The organism is Pseudomonas sp. PDM15 (assembly GCF_014851565.1).
Lineage (GTDB): Bacteria > Pseudomonadota > Gammaproteobacteria > Pseudomonadales > Pseudomonadaceae > Aquipseudomonas.
The window spans coordinates 331,449-349,255 of the sequence record NZ_JACVAA010000003.1 but is presented as its reverse complement, the minus strand read 5'-3'; the positions used below and the strand labels follow the sequence as shown (position 1 = coordinate 349,255).

At 66.6% G+C, this 17,807-nt stretch carries 12 protein-coding genes; 8 read left to right on the top strand and 4 right to left on the bottom strand.

Features of this window, described 5'->3' with window-relative positions; genetic code table 11:
- Positions 1 to 4: 4 nt before the first annotated feature.
- The 3 genes from treS to IB232_RS09495 all read left to right on the top strand — a co-directional run bounded on the left by treS (position 5) and on the right by IB232_RS09495 (position 6,063).
- The gene (gene treS, locus IB232_RS09505; protein ID WP_192398269.1) at positions 5 to 3,298 is read left to right on the top strand and encodes a maltose alpha-D-glucosyltransferase; all 3,294 of its coding nucleotides are present in this window, start codon (positions 5 to 7) and stop codon (positions 3,296 to 3,298) included.
- Positions 3,298 to 5,457, top strand: coding sequence for a 1,4-alpha-glucan branching protein GlgB (gene glgB / locus IB232_RS09500; protein WP_192398268.1), 2,160 nt, complete (start codon positions 3,298 to 3,300; stop codon positions 5,455 to 5,457). Before treS ends, glgB begins: the two co-directional genes overlap by 1 nt.
- Positions 5,458 to 5,601: 144 nt before the next feature.
- Positions 5,602 to 6,063, top strand: coding sequence for a PA2169 family four-helix-bundle protein (locus IB232_RS09495; RefSeq protein WP_412547721.1), 462 nt, complete (start codon positions 5,602 to 5,604; stop codon positions 6,061 to 6,063).
- 165 nt (positions 6,064 to 6,228) lie between these two features.
- On the opposite strand, the gene IB232_RS09490 is transcribed toward IB232_RS09495, so the two are convergent.
- The 4 genes from IB232_RS09490 to IB232_RS09475 form a co-directional block, all read right to left on the bottom strand.
- Positions 6,229 to 7,617 carry an efflux transporter outer membrane subunit gene (locus IB232_RS09490; protein ID WP_192398266.1) on the bottom strand — a complete coding sequence of 463 codons (1,389 nt, stop codon included), beginning with the start codon at positions 7,615 to 7,617 and terminating at the stop codon, positions 6,229 to 6,231.
- Entirely contained in the window at positions 7,614 to 10,796 is a 3,183-nt protein-coding gene (locus IB232_RS09485; protein WP_192398265.1) for an efflux RND transporter permease subunit, read from the bottom strand. Before IB232_RS09485 ends, IB232_RS09490 begins: the two co-directional genes overlap by 4 nt.
- A gap of 11 nt (positions 10,797 to 10,807) precedes the next feature.
- Positions 10,808 to 12,049, bottom strand: coding sequence for a multidrug efflux RND transporter periplasmic adaptor subunit MexE (gene mexE, locus IB232_RS09480; RefSeq protein WP_192398264.1), 1,242 nt, complete (start codon positions 12,047 to 12,049; stop codon positions 10,808 to 10,810).
- A gap of 159 nt (positions 12,050 to 12,208) precedes the next feature.
- On the bottom strand, positions 12,209 to 13,126 hold the full coding sequence (locus IB232_RS09475; protein WP_137973077.1) for a LysR family transcriptional regulator: 918 nt from the start codon (positions 13,124 to 13,126) through the stop codon (positions 12,209 to 12,211).
- 198 nt (positions 13,127 to 13,324) lie between these two features.
- Between IB232_RS09475 and IB232_RS09470 the strand changes: the two genes are divergently transcribed.
- From IB232_RS09470 to IB232_RS09450, 5 genes are all read left to right on the top strand, one after another.
- Positions 13,325 to 14,347 (top strand): zinc-dependent alcohol dehydrogenase family protein, encoded by a 1,023-nt coding sequence (locus IB232_RS09470; protein WP_137973078.1) that lies wholly within the window; start codon positions 13,325 to 13,327, stop codon positions 14,345 to 14,347.
- 133 nt (positions 14,348 to 14,480) lie between these two features.
- A complete protein-coding gene (locus IB232_RS09465; protein WP_192398263.1) occupies positions 14,481 to 15,047 on the top strand; it encodes a sigma-70 family RNA polymerase sigma factor in 567 nt (188 codons plus the stop codon).
- Positions 15,048 to 15,071: 24 nt separating this feature from the next.
- Positions 15,072 to 16,742 carry a multidrug ABC transporter permease/ATP-binding protein gene (locus IB232_RS09460; protein WP_192398262.1) on the top strand — a complete coding sequence of 557 codons (1,671 nt, stop codon included), beginning with the start codon at positions 15,072 to 15,074 and terminating at the stop codon, positions 16,740 to 16,742.
- Positions 16,743 to 16,868: 126 nt separating this feature from the next.
- Entirely contained in the window at positions 16,869 to 17,072 is a 204-nt protein-coding gene (locus IB232_RS09455) for an MbtH family protein (protein ID WP_137973081.1), read from the top strand.
- Complete coding sequence (locus tag IB232_RS09450; RefSeq protein WP_192398261.1) at positions 17,072 to 17,797, top strand: thioesterase II family protein; 726 nt, start codon at positions 17,072 to 17,074, stop codon at positions 17,795 to 17,797. The genes IB232_RS09455 and IB232_RS09450 overlap by 1 nt, the downstream gene beginning before the upstream one ends.
- Positions 17,798 to 17,807: the final 10 nt, after the last annotated feature.

Here is a 17,807-nt window from a genome sequence, read left to right as displayed (position 1 = left end):
CCGCATGGCCCGTAGCAAAGCCTTTCTCGACGATCCGCAGTGGTACAAGGATGCGGTGATCTACCAGCTGCACGTGAAGTCGTTCTTCGACGCCGACAACGATGGCGTCGGTGACTTCGCCGGGCTGATCGACAAGCTCGACTACATCGCCGACCTCGGCGTGAACACCCTCTGGCTGCTGCCGTTCTACCCCTCGCCACGCCGCGATGATGGCTACGATATCGCCCTGTACAAGGGCGTGCACCCGGATTACGGCACCCTGGCCGACGCCCGCCGCTTCATCGCCGAGGCACACAAGCGCGGCCTGCGGGTGATCACCGAGCTGGTCATCAACCACACCTCAGACCAGCACCCCTGGTTCCAGCGCGCGCGGCGTGCCAAGAAGGGTTCCAAGGCGCGCGACTGGTACGTCTGGTCCGACACGGACGACAAGTACACCGGCACGCGGATCATCTTCCTCGACACCGAGAAGTCCAACTGGACCTGGGACCCGGTCGCCGGCCAATACTTCTGGCACCGCTTCTATTCGCACCAGCCGGACCTCAACTTCGACAACCCGCAGGTGTTGCGCGCGGTGCTCGGGGTGATGCGCTACTGGCTGGATATGGGCGTGGACGGCCTACGCCTGGACGCCATTCCCTACCTGATCGAGCGCGATGGCACCAACAACGAGAACCTGGCCGAGACCCACGTGGTGCTCAAGCGCATCCGCGCAGCCCTGGACGAGCGCTACAGCGATCGCATGTTGCTGGCCGAGGCCAACCAGTGGCCGGAGGACACCCGCCCGTACTTCGGCGGCGAGGAGGGCGGCGAGGGCGACGAATGCCATATGGCCTTCCATTTCCCGCTGATGCCGCGCATGTACATGGCCATCGCCCAGGAGGACCGCTACCCGATCACCGACATCCTGCGCCAGACCCCGGATATCCCACCCAACTGCCAGTGGGCGATCTTCCTGCGCAACCACGATGAACTGACCCTGGAGATGGTCACCGACGACGAGCGCGACTACCTGTGGAACTACTACGCCGCCGACCAGCGCGCGCGTATCAACCTGGGTATCCGCCGCCGCCTGGCGCCGCTGGTGGAGCGTGACCGCCGACGCATCGAGCTGCTCAACAGCCTGTTGCTGTCGATGCCGGGCACCCCGGTGCTGTACTACGGCGACGAGATCGGCATGGGCGACAACATCTACCTTGGCGACCGCGACGGCGTGCGCACCCCCATGCAGTGGTCGATGGACCGCAACGGCGGCTTCTCCCGCGCCGACCCGGCCAAGCTGGTGCTGCCGCCGATCATGGACCCGCTGTACGGCTACCAGACGGTCAACGTCGAGGCCCAGGCCCGCGACGCACATTCGCAGCTCAACTGGATGCGCCGCATGCTGGCGGTGCGCAAGCAGCAACAGGCCTTCGGCCGCGGCAGCCTGAAGATGCTCACGCCGAGCAACCGCCGCATCCTCGCCTACCTCCGTGAGCTACGCGGCGCCGACGGCCGCGAGGAGAGCATCCTCTGCGTGGCCAACCTGTCCCGTGCGGCCCAGGCGGTGGAGCTGGAGCTGTCCGCCTATGACGGCCGGGTACCGGTGGAGATGGTCGGCGGTGCGTCCTTCCCGCCCATCGGCGAGATGACCTATCTGCTGACCCTGCCGCCCTACGGCTTCTACTGGTTCTACCTGGCGGACGCCTCGCAGATGCCTAGCTGGCACGTGGCACCGGTGGAGCGCATGGCCGAGCTGCCGACCCTGGTGATCAAGCGCGATCTGCAGGAGCTGGTCCGAGCGCCCAGCCGCGGCGTGCTGGAGAGCGATCTGCTTGCCAGCTATCTGGGGCGGCGGCGCTGGTTCTCCGCCCAGGGCGAGGGCGCCGCCAAGCCCGAGCTGGCCTACGTGCAGCCGTTCGGCGACCTGCGCGCGCTGGCCGAGATCACCCAGGGCAGCGAGCGCTACCAGCTGCCCTTGGCCTACGTCGACGAAGGTTCGGCCGGCAATCCGCTGGCCCAGCAACTGGCCCTGGCGCGTCTGCGCCGTGGTCGCCAGGTGGGCCTGCTGACCGACGGCTTCAGCCTGCCCGAATTCACCTACGAGGTACTCGCCCACCTGCACAGCCGTCAGGTGCTGAAGGCGGGAGACAGCGAGATCCACTTCCTGGCCAGCAGCCGCTTCGCCGATTACCCGGCGGTGCCGGGCGAGGAAACGCGGCTGATCTCCGCCGAGCAGTCCAACAGCTCGGTGATCATCGGCGAGCGCATGGTGCTCAAGCTGGTGCGCCGCCTGTTCCCGGGCGTGCATCCGGAGGCGGAGATGGGCGGTTTTCTCACCGCCAACGGCTACGCCAACATCGCGCCCATGCTGGGCGAAGTGCGCCGAGTGGACGAAGCGGGTGAGGCCTTCACCCTGATGATCCTGCAGGGCTACCTGAGCAATCAGGGCGATGCCTGGAGCTGGACCCTGGACAACCTGCAGCGGGCCATCCGCGACGAGCTCAGCGGCGGCATCTCCAATGTGCAGAGCGAATACGACGCCCTGACGGAGCTGCAGACCTTTGCCGCCACCCTGGGCCGGCGGCTGGGCGAGATGCATCTGGTACTGGCTAAGCCCAGCGACGATCCCGATTTCGGCCTGCGCCCCAGCGACGAGACGGACAGCCAGGGCTGGGGCGAGTCCATCGGTGCGCAGCTGCAGCAGGCACTAGACGCGCTGGATCACAGCCGCGAACGCCTGAGCGAGGCGGACCAGCGTCAGGTCGACTTGCTTCTGCAGCAACGTGAGGAACTGCTGCGTCTGGTCAGCGACCTGGCGCGGCTGTCCGGCGGCGGCGTGCGCATACGGGTGCATGGCGACCTGCATCTGGGCCAGGTGCTGGTGGTGCAGGGCGATGCCTACATCATCGACTTCGAGGGCGAGCCGAGCAGGCCACTGGAGCAGCGTCGCCAGCGTCACAGCCCGATGAAGGACGTGTCCGGCATGTTGCGCTCCTTCGACTATGCCGCCGCCATGGTGCTGCGTAACGCCCAGGGCTCCGATTCGTCGGACGAGGCCACGGTGGCCCGCCAGCGCATTGCCTCGCGCTACCGCAGCGAGGCGCGCACCGCCTTCTATGACGCCTATCGCCTGGCCGCCGCCGATCTGCCGCATGAGTGGCAGGCCCGCGAAGGAGAGGGCGCGGCGCTGGCGCTGTTCAGCATCGAGAAGGCCGCCTACGAGATTCTCTATGAAGCCGCCCACCGACCCGACTGGATCGATGTCCCGCTGCACGGGTTGCTGGAGCTTGTTCACCAATTGCAGGGAAACCGTTGATGACTGACCTGGAACGTCTGCGCCGCGCCGAGCATGGCGACCCCTTTGCCTTTCTAGGCCCGCAACCGGATGGCGACGGCAGCCTGGTACGGGTATGGCTGCCGGGCGCACTGGCGGTCGAGCTGCTGGCCGCCGACAGCGGCGAGCTGCTCGGCGCCATGCAGCTGGAAGACGCCGGAGGGCTGTTCAGCCTGAGACTGGAGCGACCCCAGCCGTATCGCCTGCGCATCCACTGGCCCGAGGCCGAGCAGGAAACCGAGGATCCCTACGCCTTTGGCGCGCTGCTCGGCGATATCGACCTGTACCTGTTCGCCGAGGGCAATCACCGCGATCTCGGCCGCTGCCTGGGCGCCCAGCTGATGCAGCAGGACGGCGTGCCGGGCGTGCGCTTCGCCGTATGGGCGCCCAACGCCCGGCGGGTTTCGGTGGTCGGAGACTTCAACGGCTGGGACGGACGCCGCCACCCCATGCGCCTGCGCTACCCGAGCGGGGTCTGGGAGCTGTTCATCCCGCGCCTGGGTGCCGGCACGGTATACAAGTTCGAGATTCTCGGCGCCGACGGCGTGCTGCCGCTCAAGGCCGATCCCTTGGCGTTGGAGGGCGAGCATCCGCCCGCCACCGGCTCGCGGGTCGCCGCGTCGCTGGACTTCGCCTGGACCGACCAGGACTGGCTGGCCAACCGGCAACGGCACCAGGGCCATGACCGGCCCCTGAGCATCTACGAGGTGCATGCCGGCTCCTGGCAGCACGTCGACGAACGCCCGCCGACCTGGGCCGAGCTGGCCGAGCGCCTGATTCCCTACGTGCAGGACCTGGGCTTCACCCACATCGAACTGCTGCCGGTGATGGAGCACCCGTTCGGCGGCTCCTGGGGCTACCAGCCGCTGTCGATGTTCGCGCCGACCTCGCGCTACGGTTCGCCGGCCGATTTTGCCGCCTTCGTCGATGCCTGCCACCGCGCCGGCATCGGCGTGATCCTCGACTGGGTGCCGGCGCATTTTCCCACCGACGAGCATGGCCTGGCGCGCTTCGACGGCACGGCGCTGTACGAGTACGCGCACCCGTTCGAGGGCTTCCACCAGGACTGGGACACCTTCATCTACAACCTCGGCCGCACCGAGGTGCACGGCTTCATGTTGGCGTCGGCGCTGCACTGGCTGCGCACCTACCACATAGATGGCCTGCGCGTGGATGCGGTGGCCTCGATGCTCTACCGCGACTATTCGCGCAAGGACGGCGAGTGGATTCCCAACCGCCACGGCGGTCGCGAGAACCTGGAGGCCATCGAGTTCCTCCGTCACCTCAACGAGGTGGTCGCCAGCGAGGCGCCCGGCGCCCTGGTGATCGCCGAGGAGTCCACCGCCTGGCCGGGCGTCAGTCGACCGAGCGGCGAGGGCGGCCTGGGCTTCGCCTACAAGTGGAACATGGGCTGGATGCACGACAGCCTGGCCTATATCCAGCAGGACCCGGTGCACCGCAGCTTCCACCATCACCAGCTGACCTTCGGCCTGATCTACGCCTTCTCCGAGCATTTCGTGCTGCCGATCTCCCATGACGAGGTGGTGCACGGCAAGGGCTCGCTGCTGGGCAAGATGCCCGGCGACCGCTGGCAGCAGTTCGCCAACCTGCGCCTGTTCCTCGCCAACATGTGGACGCATCCGGGCAAGAAGCTGCTGTTCATGGGCTGCGAGTTCGGCCAGTGGCGCGAGTGGGATCACGACCAACAGCTGGACTGGTACCTGCTGCACTACGGCGAGCACGTCGGCGTACAGAACCTCGTGCGCGACCTCAATCGCCTGTACCGCGACTACCCGGCGTTGCATCGCCTGGATGGCCGCGCCGAAGGCTTCCAGTGGCTGATCGGCGACGACCAGCGCAACAGCGTGTTCGCCTGGCTACGCCACGCCGAGGGCGAGCGGCCGCTGCTGGTGGTGCAGAACTACACCCCGGTGCCGCGCGGCGACTACCGCGTCGGCGTGCCCATCGCCGGCAGCTGGCGCGTGCTGCTCAATAGCGACGACGAGTGCTATCTGGGCTCGGCCGCCGGCAGCCGTGGCCAGGTGCACACCATCGCCCACAGCGACCACGGCCAGCCCCAGTCACTGCCACTCGACCTGCCACCGCTGGGCGCCCTGATCCTGGTCGCCGAGCAAGGCTAAGTCCTTGATCTGTTGGCCCTACCGCCCATCGGTTAGGTGGAACACCGATCGAAGCGGCCGAGTCGACACCATCAGGCGGCGCAACAGCAACTGCGCCTCTGCAGTCATCCCACCAGCCGCCGGCAACGCCGGCAAAGGAAGACAATGATGAGCGATACCATCAAAGACACCATCAAGGTTCTCAATAACCTGATCGAGACCAGCAAGGACGGCGAGGCGGGCTTCCGTACCTGCGCCAAGGACGTCAAGGATCCGCAGCTGCAGTCGCTGTTCAACAACCGTTCGCGCGAATGCGCGGCCGCGGCCGGTGAACTGCAGGGCCTGGTGCTGGAACTGGGCGGCAAGCCGGAAACCGACACCAGCGTGGGTGGTGACCTGCACCGCCGCTGGGTCGACCTCAAGGCGCTGATCACCGGCAAGAGCGACGAGGCCATCCTCAATGAGTGCGAGCGCGGCGAGGACGTGGCCAAGAAGCACTACGCCGAGGCTCTGGAAGAGAAGAACCTGCCAGTCAACGTGCGTGAAGTGATCCAGCGCCAGTACGCCGGTGTGATCCGCAACCACGACCAGATCAAGGCCCTGCGCAGCATGGCGCGCGCCAGCTGATCCGGCATCTGGTGAGTCTGCGGCCGGCTTTTGCCGGCCGTTGTCTTTTCTGCTGGCAAAAAAATCCCCGCGGTCAGGAGCGAGCCGCGGGGAGCGCAATGGCCGACAAGGGCAGGGTCGGCCCAGGAGGGATGGTGTGGCTCGAGCGTGCTCGGGCCGGATCTGTCAGGCGTTCGGCTGCCAACCTCCGCCGAGCGCCTTGTAGATGGCGACGATGCCGCGGTACAGGTCGATCTCGGCCTGGGCCTGGGCATCCTCGGCAGACAGGCGCTCACGCTCGGCATCGAGCAGCACGAGGAAGTCCTCGGTGCCTTCGCGGTAGCGCACTGCGGCCTGGGCCGCCGCCGCGCGACTGGCCTCGGACTGGCGCACCAGCGAGACCAGGCGCTGCTGACGTTTGGCGTAATCGCTGAAGGCGTTTTCCGACTCTTCCAGGGCGAGCAGCACCTGCTGCTCGTAGCTGGCCAGGGCGCCATCGGCGTCAGCCTCTGCGCCGCGCAGGCGGGCCCGCACGCTGCCCAGATCGAACGCCGCCCAGCTGATGGTCGGCGCCACACCCCAAGCTCGCGCATCGGCGGCGCCGAGCTGCGAGCCGCGGCCGGCGGTAAAGCCGAGGAAGCCGGACAGACTGACCCGTGGGAACAGGTCGGCAGTGGCCACCCCGACATTGGCGGTGGCAGCGGCCAGCTGGCGTTCGGCCACGCGTACATCCGGGCGACGGCGCAGCAGCTCGGCCGGATCTCCAATGGGCAGGGCCTTGGCGATCACCGGCAGCGGCTTGGCCGACAGGTCGACGGTCAACTGTTCCGGGCGTTGGCCGAGCAGGGTGGCGATGCGGTGGCGGGCCCGTGCTTCCTCGGCCTGCAACTGCGGCAGGCTGGCTTCGGTGGCGGCCAGGCGCGCATCGGCGCGCAGTACGTCCAGTTCGCTGCCGATGCCGGCGTCGCGCAGCTGCTCGGTGAGGGCGCGCGACTGGCTCTGGTTCTTCAGGTTGTCGCGGGCAATCCGCTCCCTGAGTTGCGCGCCACGCAGGTTGCCGTAGGCGTCCACCAGCTCGGCGATCAAGCTGACCTGCAGCTGATACAGCTCGGCCTCGGCGGCCTCGCTCTGGGCGTCGCTGGCCTCGATGGTGCGCTGGATACGGCCGAACAGGTCGAGCTCCCAGGCCATGTCCAGACCCAGATCGTAGCGCTCCTGGCGGATACGCTCCTCGCTGGTCGGTGGCTGCTGGGCCTTGCCGAACTCGCCACTGGCGCGGCTGGTGATCACCGGCATCTGGTCGTTGCCAACGTCATCGCGGATGGCGCGGGCGGCGCGCAGGCGGGCAAAGGCCACGCGCAGCTCGCGGTTCTCCTTGAGCGACTGCTGGACTAGCTGGCTCAGGGTCGGGTCGTCGAACTGCTGCCACCAGGCCGATTCGAAATCGGTGCGGTCGTAGTCGCTGGCTTCCAGCGCAGTGATCTGCGCTGGTTGGGTTTCTGGCGTCTTATAGTCCGGGCCGACGGCGCAGGCACTGACCGCCAGGGCGAGCAGGGCGGGAATCAACGGCTTCATGCATGCACCTCGTGAGCGATCTGGTTGGCCTTGCGTGCTTCGCGTTTCTCCACGAAACCGCGGATCAGCACATAAAACACCGGAGTCAGCAGCAGGCCGAAGAAGGTCACACCGATCATCCCGCTGAACACTGCCACGCCCATGGCATGGCGCATCTCGGCACCGGCGCCGGACGACAGCACCAGGGGCACCACGCCCATGATGAAGGCGATGGAGGTCATGAGGATCGGGCGCAGACGCAGGCGGCAGGCTTCCAGCACCGCGGCCATGCGGTCGAGGCCTTCTTCCTGTTTCTCCTTGGCGAACTCGACGATGAGGATGGCGTTCTTGCACGCCAGGCCGACCAACACGATCAAACCGATCTGGGTAAACACGTTGTTGTCGCCGCCGGCCAGGATCACCCCGGTGATGGCGGAGAACAGCACGGTCGGCACGATCAGGATCACCGCCAGCGGCAGGCTCCAGCTCTCGTACTGGGCGGCCAGCACCAGGAAGGCCAGCAGCACGCAGAGCGGGAAGATGAAGATCGCGGTGTTGCCGGCGAGGATCTGCTGATAGGTCAGCTCGGTCCACTCGTAGGTCATGCCGTTGGGCAGTTCCTCCTTGAGCAGCTTGGCGATGGCTGCCTCGGCCTGGCCGGAGCTGTAGCCGGGCGCTGCGGCACCGTTGATCTCGGCGGTGAGGAAGCCGTTGTAGTGCATCACCCGGTCCGGGCCCGAGGCGCTATCGACCTTGACGAAGGTGGACAGCGGAATCATCTCGCCACGGTTGTTGCGCACCTTGAGCTGGCCGATCTGCTCCGGCTCCAGGCGGAACTGCTGCTCGGCCTGGACGTTGACCTGGTAGGTACGGCCGAAGCGGTTGAAGTCGTTGGCGTACAGCGAGCCCAGGTACACCTGCATGGTGTCGAAGATGTCGCTGATGGCCACACCGTGGGTCTTGGCCTTCTCTCGGTCGATGTTTGCATCGATCTGCGGCACGTTGACCTGGTAGCTGGTGAACACCGACATCGGGTTCAGCTCCGGCAGCGCGCGCGCCTTGGCCAGGATGTTCTGGGTCTGCTTGTACAGCTCCTCGTAACCGAGGCTGCCGCGGTCCTGGATCTGTAGACGGAAGCCACCGATGGTGCCGAGGCCCTGCACGGGCGGCGGCGGGAAGATGGCGATGTAGGCATCCTGGATCTCGGCGAACTGGGCATTCAACTCGGCGGCGATGGCGCCGGCGGACATGCTCGGGTCCTTGCGCTCGTCGAACGGCCGCAGCGGGGTGAACACGATGCCGCTGTTCGGGCTGTTGGTGAAGCCGTTGATCGACAGGCCCGGGAAGGCCACGGTGTTCTCCACACCCGGATGCTTGCCGGCGATCTCCGACATGCGCTTGATCACCTCCTCGGTACGGTCGAGGGTGGCGGCGTCCGGCAGCTGGGCGAAGGCGACCAGGTACTGCTTGTCCTGTTGCGGCACGAAGCCGGTCGGGGTGCTGGAGAAGCCCAGGTAGCCGAACACCAGCAGGCCGCCATAAACCAGCAGGGCGATGGAGCTGCCGCGCAGCACGCGCTTCACGGTGCCGACATAGCCATGGCTGGCACGGTCGAAGAATCGGTTGAAGGGGTTGAACAGCCAGCCGCCGAACAGCTTGTCGAGCACGCGGGAGAAGCGGTCCTTCGGCGCGTGGTGATCCTTCAGCAGCACGGCGGCCAAGGCCGGCGACAGGGTCAGCGAGTTGAACGCCGAGATCACGGTGGAGATGGCGATGGTCAGCGCGAACTGCTGGTAGAACTGCCCGGTGAGGCCGGAGATGAACGCGGTCGGCACGAACACGGCGCACAGCACCAGGGCGGTGGCGACGATGGGGCCGGTCACTTCCTTCATGGCCTGGCGGGTCGCGTCGATGGGCGTCTTGCCCAGACCGATGTTCCGCTCGACGTTCTCCACCACCACGATGGCGTCGTCCACCACGATGCCGATGGCCAGCACCAGGCCGAACAGCGACAGGGCATTGAGCGAGAAGCCGAACAGGTGCATCACGGCGAAGGTACCGATCAGCGATACCGGCACGGCAGCCAGCGGGATGATCGAGGCGCGCCAGGTCTGCAGGAACAGGATCACCACCAGCACCACCAGCACGATGGCCTCGAGCAGGGTGTGCACCACCGCCTCGATGGAGCCGCGCACGAAGATGGTCGGGTCATAGACGATCTCGTAGTCCACGCCCTGCGGGAAACTCTTCTTCAGCTCGGCCATGCGAGCCCGCACGGCGTCGGAGATCTCGATGGCGTTGGAGCCGGGGCGCTGGAACACCGGGATGGCCACGGCCGGCTGGTTGTTCAGCAGCGAGCGCAGGGCGTACTGGCTGGAGCCCAGCTCGATGCGCGCGATGTCCTTCAGGCGGGTGATCTCGCCGTCGTCGCCGGCGCGGATGATGATGTTCTCGAACTCCTCCTCGCTGACCAGGCGGCCCTGGGTGTTGATCGACAGCTGGAAGCTGTTGCCGGCGTCCGAGGGCGGTGCGCCGAGGGCGCCGGCGGCGACCTGGCGGTTCTGTTCGCGGATGGCAGCGACCACATCTGAGGCGGTGAGGTTGCGCGAGGCCACCTTGTTCGGGTCCAGCCACACGCGCAGCGAGTAGTTGCCCATGCCGAACAGCTGCACGTCACCCACGCCGTCCAGGCGCGCCAGCTCGTCCTTGACGTTGAGCGCGGCGAAGTTGGACAGGTAGAGCATGTCGTAGCGCTGATCCGGCGAGGTCAGGTGGACCACCATGGTCAGGTCGGGAGAGGCCTTGTCCACGGTCACGCCGAGCCGCTGCACCTCGGTGGGCAGGGTCGGCATGGTGCGTGTCACGCGGTTCTGCACCTGCACCTGGGCGTTGTCCAGGTCTGTGCCGAGGGCGAAGGTGATGGTCAGGGTCAGCTTGCCGTCGGCAGTGGACTGCGACGACATATAGAGCATGCTTTCCACGCCGGTAATGGCCTGCTCCAGCGGCGAGGCGACGGTCTCACCGATCACCTTGGGGTTGGCGCCGGGGAAGTTGGCGCGCACGACCACGGTGGGCGGCACCACTTCCGGGTATTCGCTGATCGGCAGCTGGAACAGCGAGATCGCACCGGCGATTAGCACCAGCAGGGACAGCACGGCGGCAAAGATCGGCCGCTTGATGAAGAACTGGGAGAAGTTCATGGCGTTCTACCTCAGCCGCGAGGTGCGTTGCTGGATTTGGCTTGTTGTTCGGCCACGCGCGGGGCGTCGCGGCCATCCACGGCCTGGCGCAGGCGCGCCAGCTGGGCGAGGGTGGCCTCGTCGGCCATCGGCACCGATTGCGGGTCGACCGTGGCACCGGGCATGGCGCGCTGCAGACCGTTGACCACGATCTTCTCGCCCTTGGAGAGGCCGCTGCGGACGATGCGCAGGCCTTCCAGCTTCGGGCCGAGCTCGATGGCGCGGTAGTCCACGGTGTTCTTGTCGCCGAGGACCAGGACGAACTTCTTGCCCAGGTCGGTGCCGACCGCCTCGTCCTTGATCAGCGCCGCCGCGTAGGTGCTGCTGCCGACCAGCTTGAGGCGGGCGTACAGGCCCGGAGTGAAGCGGCCGTCGCGGTTGTCGAACACGGCGCGGCCACGGATGGTGCCGGTGCGCGGATTGACCTGGTTGTCGAGGAAGTCCAGCTGGCCCTCGTGCGGGTGGCCGTCCTCGCTGGACAGGCCGAGGTACACCGGGCTGGCGCCGCGGGCGTCGCTACCGGCCTTGCGGGCCAGCTCGATGTACTTGAGGAACACGCGCTCGTCGGCGTCGAAGTAGGCGTAGACCTTGTCGGTGGACACCACCGAGGTTAGCAGCGACTGGCCGGCGCCGACCAGGTTGCCCTCGGTGATCTCGGCGCGGCTAACGCGGCCGTCGATCGGCGAGGTGATGCGGGTGAAGCTGAGGTTGAGCTGGGCATTCTCCAGTTCCGCCTGGATTGCCGCGACATGCGCCTCGGCGGCTGCGGCCGCACTGCTGCGGGCATCGGCCAGTTCGGCGGAGATGGCGTTGCTCTGGCGCAGGCGATCGCCACGACGGGCCTCGTTGGCGGTGCGGGTGGAGTTGGCGCGGGCCTGTTGCAGCTGGGCCTGCAGGCGCTTGACCTCGGCCTCGAACGGACGCGGGTCGATCTGGAACAGCAGGTCGCCTTTCTTCACCAGGCTGCCTTCGTCGAAGGCGACGCGGTCGACGTAGCCGGAGACGCGCGGGCGAATCTCGACGGACTCGGGCGCCTCGAGGCGGCCGGTGAACTCGTCCCATTCGTTGATCGGCTGTTCGATGACTTCGGCGATGCTGACCTTGGCGGCCGGCATCTGCTGGCTGGCATCTTCACCCTTGCCGCAGGCGCTCAACACCAGGATGGCCGCTAGGGCCAGGGGAAAGCGCCAGGAGATATTGTTTGACTGTTCCATGTTTGACTCCGCCAGTCGGATTTGTGAATGGGCGGAGTCTGCTCGGCGCAGTTTGAAGGCACGAATCGAACGATCCGAATTTGAATATCATCCGGAATGATGATTCATGCTCTGGCGTTAATAGTGGCTGTGGCGCCCGTCGCAGAGCGCCTGGTGCAATCAGGCGAGGGTGTCGGGATCGCCGCAGAACATCTGCAGGCGCGAGCGCAGCCAGCGTTCGGCGGGGTCGTTGTCCTGGGCACCGCGCCAGACCATGTGCAACTCGAAAGTATTGCTCTCGAACGGCAGCGGCTCGGCGCGCAGGCCGCCGATGGCGATCAGCGCGGAGGCGGCGTAGTCCGGCACGGTGGCGACCAGGTCGGTGCCGGCGAGCAGCGCGCCGAGGCCGTTGAACTGCGGCACGGCCAGTACCACGCGGCGCTTGCGCTCAAGCTTTTCCAGGGTTTCGTCGATGAAGCCGATCAGGCCGCCGGCGAACGACACCATGGCGTGCGGGCGGGCGCAGAAATCATCCAGGCTGAGGTTGCCCGGCACGCTGTCGGCGCGCAGCAGGCGCGAGCCGCCACGGCGAATCACCTTGCGCTTGGCATTGGCCGGCAGCTCCTCGGTATAGCTGACACCCACTGAGATCTCGCCGGAGGCCAGCAGGTTAGGCATCAACAGGTAGTTGGCGCGGCGCACCACTATAGATACTCCGGGTGCTTCGGCGCGCAGGCGGCGCAGCAGCGGCGGCAGCAGGGCGAACTCGACATCGTCGGACAGGCCGATGCGGAACACCGCGTTGCTGGTGGCGGGGTCGAAGTCGGTGGCGCGGCTGACGGCGGTGGAGATGGAGTCCAGCGCCGGGGAGAGCAGGCCGAAGATCTCGGTGGCCCGCGCCGTGGGCTCCATGCTGCGCCCGGTGCGGACGAACAGCGGGTCGTCGAACAGGCTGCGCAGGCGGGCGAGGGCGGCGCTGATCGCCGGCTGGCCGAGGAACAGTTTCTCCGCGGCACGCGTCACGCTGCGCTCGTGCATCAGCGTCTCGAATACGATCAGCAGGTTCAGATCGACGCGGCGCAGGTCGTTGCGGTTCATCACTGTCTTCCATGTTGGGTGTGTGAAAGGTGCGGCCGTGGCAAGATAACGTCAAGAGCGAGGTTGACCTTATCGTCAGCCTCGGCCTTCGGCCGGCCCGATCATCCACATTTATGGTGACTATCAATGTGCGCGGGTGGTGTCGATGGATAAGCCCATATAGAGTCCGGGGCCATAGAGTCCACGGCGAGGTGTGTGATGTCCCGCATGATCCGTTTCCACCAGTTCGGCGATGCCAGCGTGCTGCGTCTGGAGGAATTGCCGACCCCGAAACCCGGCCACGGCGAGGTGCTGATTCGCACCCAGGCGCTTGGCGTAGGCTGGCGTGACGTACTGTGGCGGCAGAACCTGGCGCCCGATCAGGCGGCGCAGCTGCCGGCCGGTGTCGGCTTCGAGCTGTCCGGCGTGGTCGAGGCCGTTGGCCCGGGCGTCGACGATCTAACCCCTGGCGTGGCGGTTGCCAGCTTCCCGGCCTTCAGCCCCAACCAGTACCCGGCCTGGGGCGATCTGGTGCTGATGCCGCGTAGCGCGCTGACTCGTTATCCCGACGTGCTCACGCCGGAAGAAGCAGCGGTGCACTACACCCCCTATATGCTGGCTTACTTTGCCCTGGTCGAACTGGCCGATGTACAGCCCGGCCAGCGCGTACTGGTCACCGAGGCGGCCCATTGCCTGGCGCCGCAGGCGGTGCAGATGGCCAAGGCGCTGGGCGCCGTGGTGATCGCCGCCACCAGCGAAGGCTCCACCCGTGCCTACCTGCGTGAGCTGGGCGCCGACAAGGTGATTGACACCGAAGAGCAGGACCTGGTCCTCGAAGTCGAGCGTTTCACCGACGGCAAAGGCGTGGAAGTGGTGCTGGACCAGTGCGCCGGCCCGCAGATGAAGCTGCTCGGCGACGTCGCGGCGACCCGTGGCAAGCTGATCATCTATGGCGTGAACGGTGGCAACGATGCCGCGTTCCCGGCCTGTGCGGCGTTCAAGAAACATCTGCAGTTCTTCCGTCACTGCGTGCTGGACTTCACTGGCCAGCCCGACCTGGGTCTGCAGCGCGACGAGGAGGCGGTGCAACGTGCGCTGCAGCGGATCAACCAGCTGACGGCTGATCGCCTGCTCAAGCCGACCATTGCCAAGTCCTTCGATTTCGAGGATTTCGTCGCGGCCAACCAGTTCATGGAGACCTGTCCTGCCGGTGGCCGAGTGGTGATGAATATCCCAGCATAAAGAGCGTGATCATGCTGGCAAAACGCCGCCTTCGGGCGGCGTTTGCATTTCTCGGGGAAAATCCTGAAGGAATGCTTGAATTGATAAGGATTATCATTAAGATGCGCAGCACGTTGCAGCCGAGGATCGGGCTATGGGAACGTTTCATCGTTGGGGGGAGCCCGCCGGCACACCGGTACGCTTGGCCTCCGATATCAGGAACAACGGGCTGGACAGTCTCTACGCCACACATCGGCGTGTACTGATAGACGCCGCCAAGGGCGTGCTCGGCTGCCGCGCGCGTGCCGAGGATGTGGTGCACGACGCCTTCCTCAAGCTGTGGGAGAGCGGCGACCGCCACGCCATCGAAGACCCACTACGCTACCTGTTCCGCATGGTGCGCAACCTGTCCATCGACCGTCTGCGGCGCCAGGCCCTGGAAGGTCGCTACAGCGCCGACGAGGATGCGCTCGATGAGCTGCCCGCGCCGCAGTCCGGTCCCGAGCAGCGCGCTATCGGCCAGCTGGAATGGCAGCGCCTGCAGCATGCCCTGGGCGAGTTGCCCGAGCGCACCCGCACCGTGTTCACCATGAGCCAGCTGGAGGGCTACAGCCAGCGCGAGGTGGCCACCCATCTCAGCGCCTCGCCGACCCTGGTGCATTTCCTTCTGCGCGATGCTCTCAGCCATTGCCGCAGCCGCCTCGACACCGAGGCGGCCTGACGCCTTCGCCGTTCTGGACCCGATATGAAACTGCTCAAGCTGCTGTTCCGCGATAACCGCCTGCCGCTCTCCGGCATCGTCCTGCTCAGCCTGTGCAGCGCGGTGCTCAGCGTCGGCGTGATCGCCTTCATCAACCTCAAGCTGATCCGCCTGGAAGGCGAGCTGGCGACTACGCTGCTCAGCTTCCTCGGCCTGCTGGCGCTGCTGATGATCAGCTCGGGAGCGGGGCAGGTGGCGCTGCACACGCTTGGCCATCGTTTCGTCTACCGCCTGCGCCGCAGCCTTGTGCGCCGGGTACTGGACACCGATATCGAGCGCCTGGAGCAGATCGGCGGCGCGCGCATCCTCGCCAGCCTGTCCAGCGACATCCGCAACATCACCATCGCCTTCGTCTATATGCCGGAGCTGACCTACGGCCTGATCCTCAGCATCGCCGCCTTCAGCTACCTGGCCTGGCTGTCGCCGGCGCTGTTCGGCATCACCGCTGGCTGGCTGGGACTCACGCTGCTGGTGGGCTGGTTCTTCGTCGGCAAGGTCAACCATCACATCCGCCTGCTGCGCGAAGCGGAAGACCACCTGTATCAGGACTACCAGGCGATCATCGACGGCCGCAAGGAGCTGGCGCTCAACCGTGATCGCGCACGCATGCTGTACGACGAGGAGTTCGACCGCGACGCCCGTGCCTATCGCGACAACGTCACCCGCGCCGATATCTTCAACGGGCTGGCCGGCAACTGGGCCAACGCCATGGTGCTGGGCAGCATCGGCCTGGTGTTCTTCTGCGCCAGCGGCCTGGGCTGGGCCTCCGGTGAGGTCGCCGCGACCTTCGCTCTGACCGTGCTGTTCCTGCGTGCGCCGATGGTCGCCACCGTCGCCGCGCTGCCCAGCCTGCTGGCAGCACGCATCTCGCTGGACAAACTGGAGGCGCTGGACCTGGCGCCGGAAACCAGCGATATCGCCGCAGTGCCTGGCCTCGGCGAGTGGCAAAGCTTGCAGCTGGCCGGTGTCGAATACCGTTATCCGGGCGAGGGCGAGGAGGCTGGTTTCGATGTCGGCCCCATCGACCTGGAGCTGCGCCGTGGCGAGCTGGTGTTCCTGGTCGGCGGCAACGGCAGCGGCAAGTCGACCCTGGCGCGCCTGCTCACCGGCCTGCATCGCCCGGCCGGCGGCGAGATCCGTCTGGACGGTCACGTCGTGCAGCCGCACCAGTGGCAGTCCTATCGCCAGCTGTTCGCCAGCGTGTACACCGATTTCCACCTGTTCTCCCGCCTGCTTGGTCCGGCGGCAACGGAAGTGGACGAATCGCTGGTCGGCCAGTGGCTGGAGCGCCTGCGCCTGCGCCACAAGGTCAAGTTCGCCGCCGGCCGCCTGGCCGACACACGCTTCTCCCAAGGTCAGCGCAAGCGCCTGGCGCTGATGCTGGCGATGCTCGAAGACCGCGACATCCTGATCCTCGACGAATGGGCCGCCGACCAGGACCCGCTGTTCCGCCGCCTGTTCTACCGCGAGCTGCTGCCGCAGCTGAAGGCCGCCGGCAAGACCGTGCTCGCCATCACCCATGACGACCACTACTTCGACCAGGCCGACCGCCTGCTGAAGATGGATGGCGGTCGTCTGTCCGAGCTCACCGGCGAAGCCCGTGACCGCGCCACCCAGGACGCGGTTCGGGAAATCGGCGGCTCCATCCCGGCCTGATTGCAGTCTTCTTCGCCCCTGGTAACAGGGGCAGGGCACTGTCATGTCCGTGCAAACGAATTAAATGAAAATTATTCGCAGCTTCGTGCGTCTTTAAAGCGTGCCACCTTTTACGAGGGATACCCAATGAGTCTGGATAATCCGCAAACCACCTTCCTGGTGGTGGTCAACGACGAGCAGCAGTACGCCATTTGGCCGGCCTACAAGGCCGTACCCGCCGGCTGGCGCGAAGACGGCGTGCGCGGCGACAAGCCGACCTGCCTGGCCCATATCGCCAGCGTCTGGACCGATATGCGCCCGCGCAGCCTGCGCGAGGCCATGGACGCCTGATGCAGCTGTTCTGCCTGGCTCATGCCGGCGCCAGCGCCATGCCTTATGCACGCTGGCGCAAGCGCCTGCCGCGTTGGCTGGAAGTCTGCCCGTTGGAGCTGCCAGGTCGCGGCGCCCGTGAGAGCGAGCCGCTTTGCCAGGAACTGCCGGCGCTGCTGGCCGACCTCAAGCAGGCCTGGCTGCGCGAGTGCAATGGTCCTTACTTGCTGTGGGGCCATAGCCTGGGCGCCATGCTCGCCTTCGAGCTGGCCCAGGCGCTGATTGCCGATGGCCATGCAGCACCGCTGGCGCTGTTCGCCTCGGCCTCCCGTGCGCCATCGCGCCGCCTGCAGGCTCCGCGCATGACCACACGCAGCGACGGCGAACTGTTCGCCGGCCTGAATGGCTTTGCCCGTTTGCCGCGCGAGCTGCTGGCCGATCCGCTATTCCGTCGCGAACTGTTGCCAGTGCTGCGCAGTGATTTGGCCCTAGCCGAAAGCTACCGCTACCAGCGCCGCGCGCCATTGCCCTGCGCGGTGCATGTACTAGGTGCGCGCCGCGACTGCCTGAGCGAGGACGACCTGCGCGCCTGGCGCCGCGAAACCCGCGGCCCCTTCACCCTGGAATGGCTGGATGGCGATCACGCCTACCTGCGCCCCCAGGAAGACGAATTGCTGTCCCTGATCGAATTCCATGCCACGCGCCTGTTGCGGCGCGAGGCGGCCGGTATGCCCCTGGGCGCCTAGGCCACTCTTT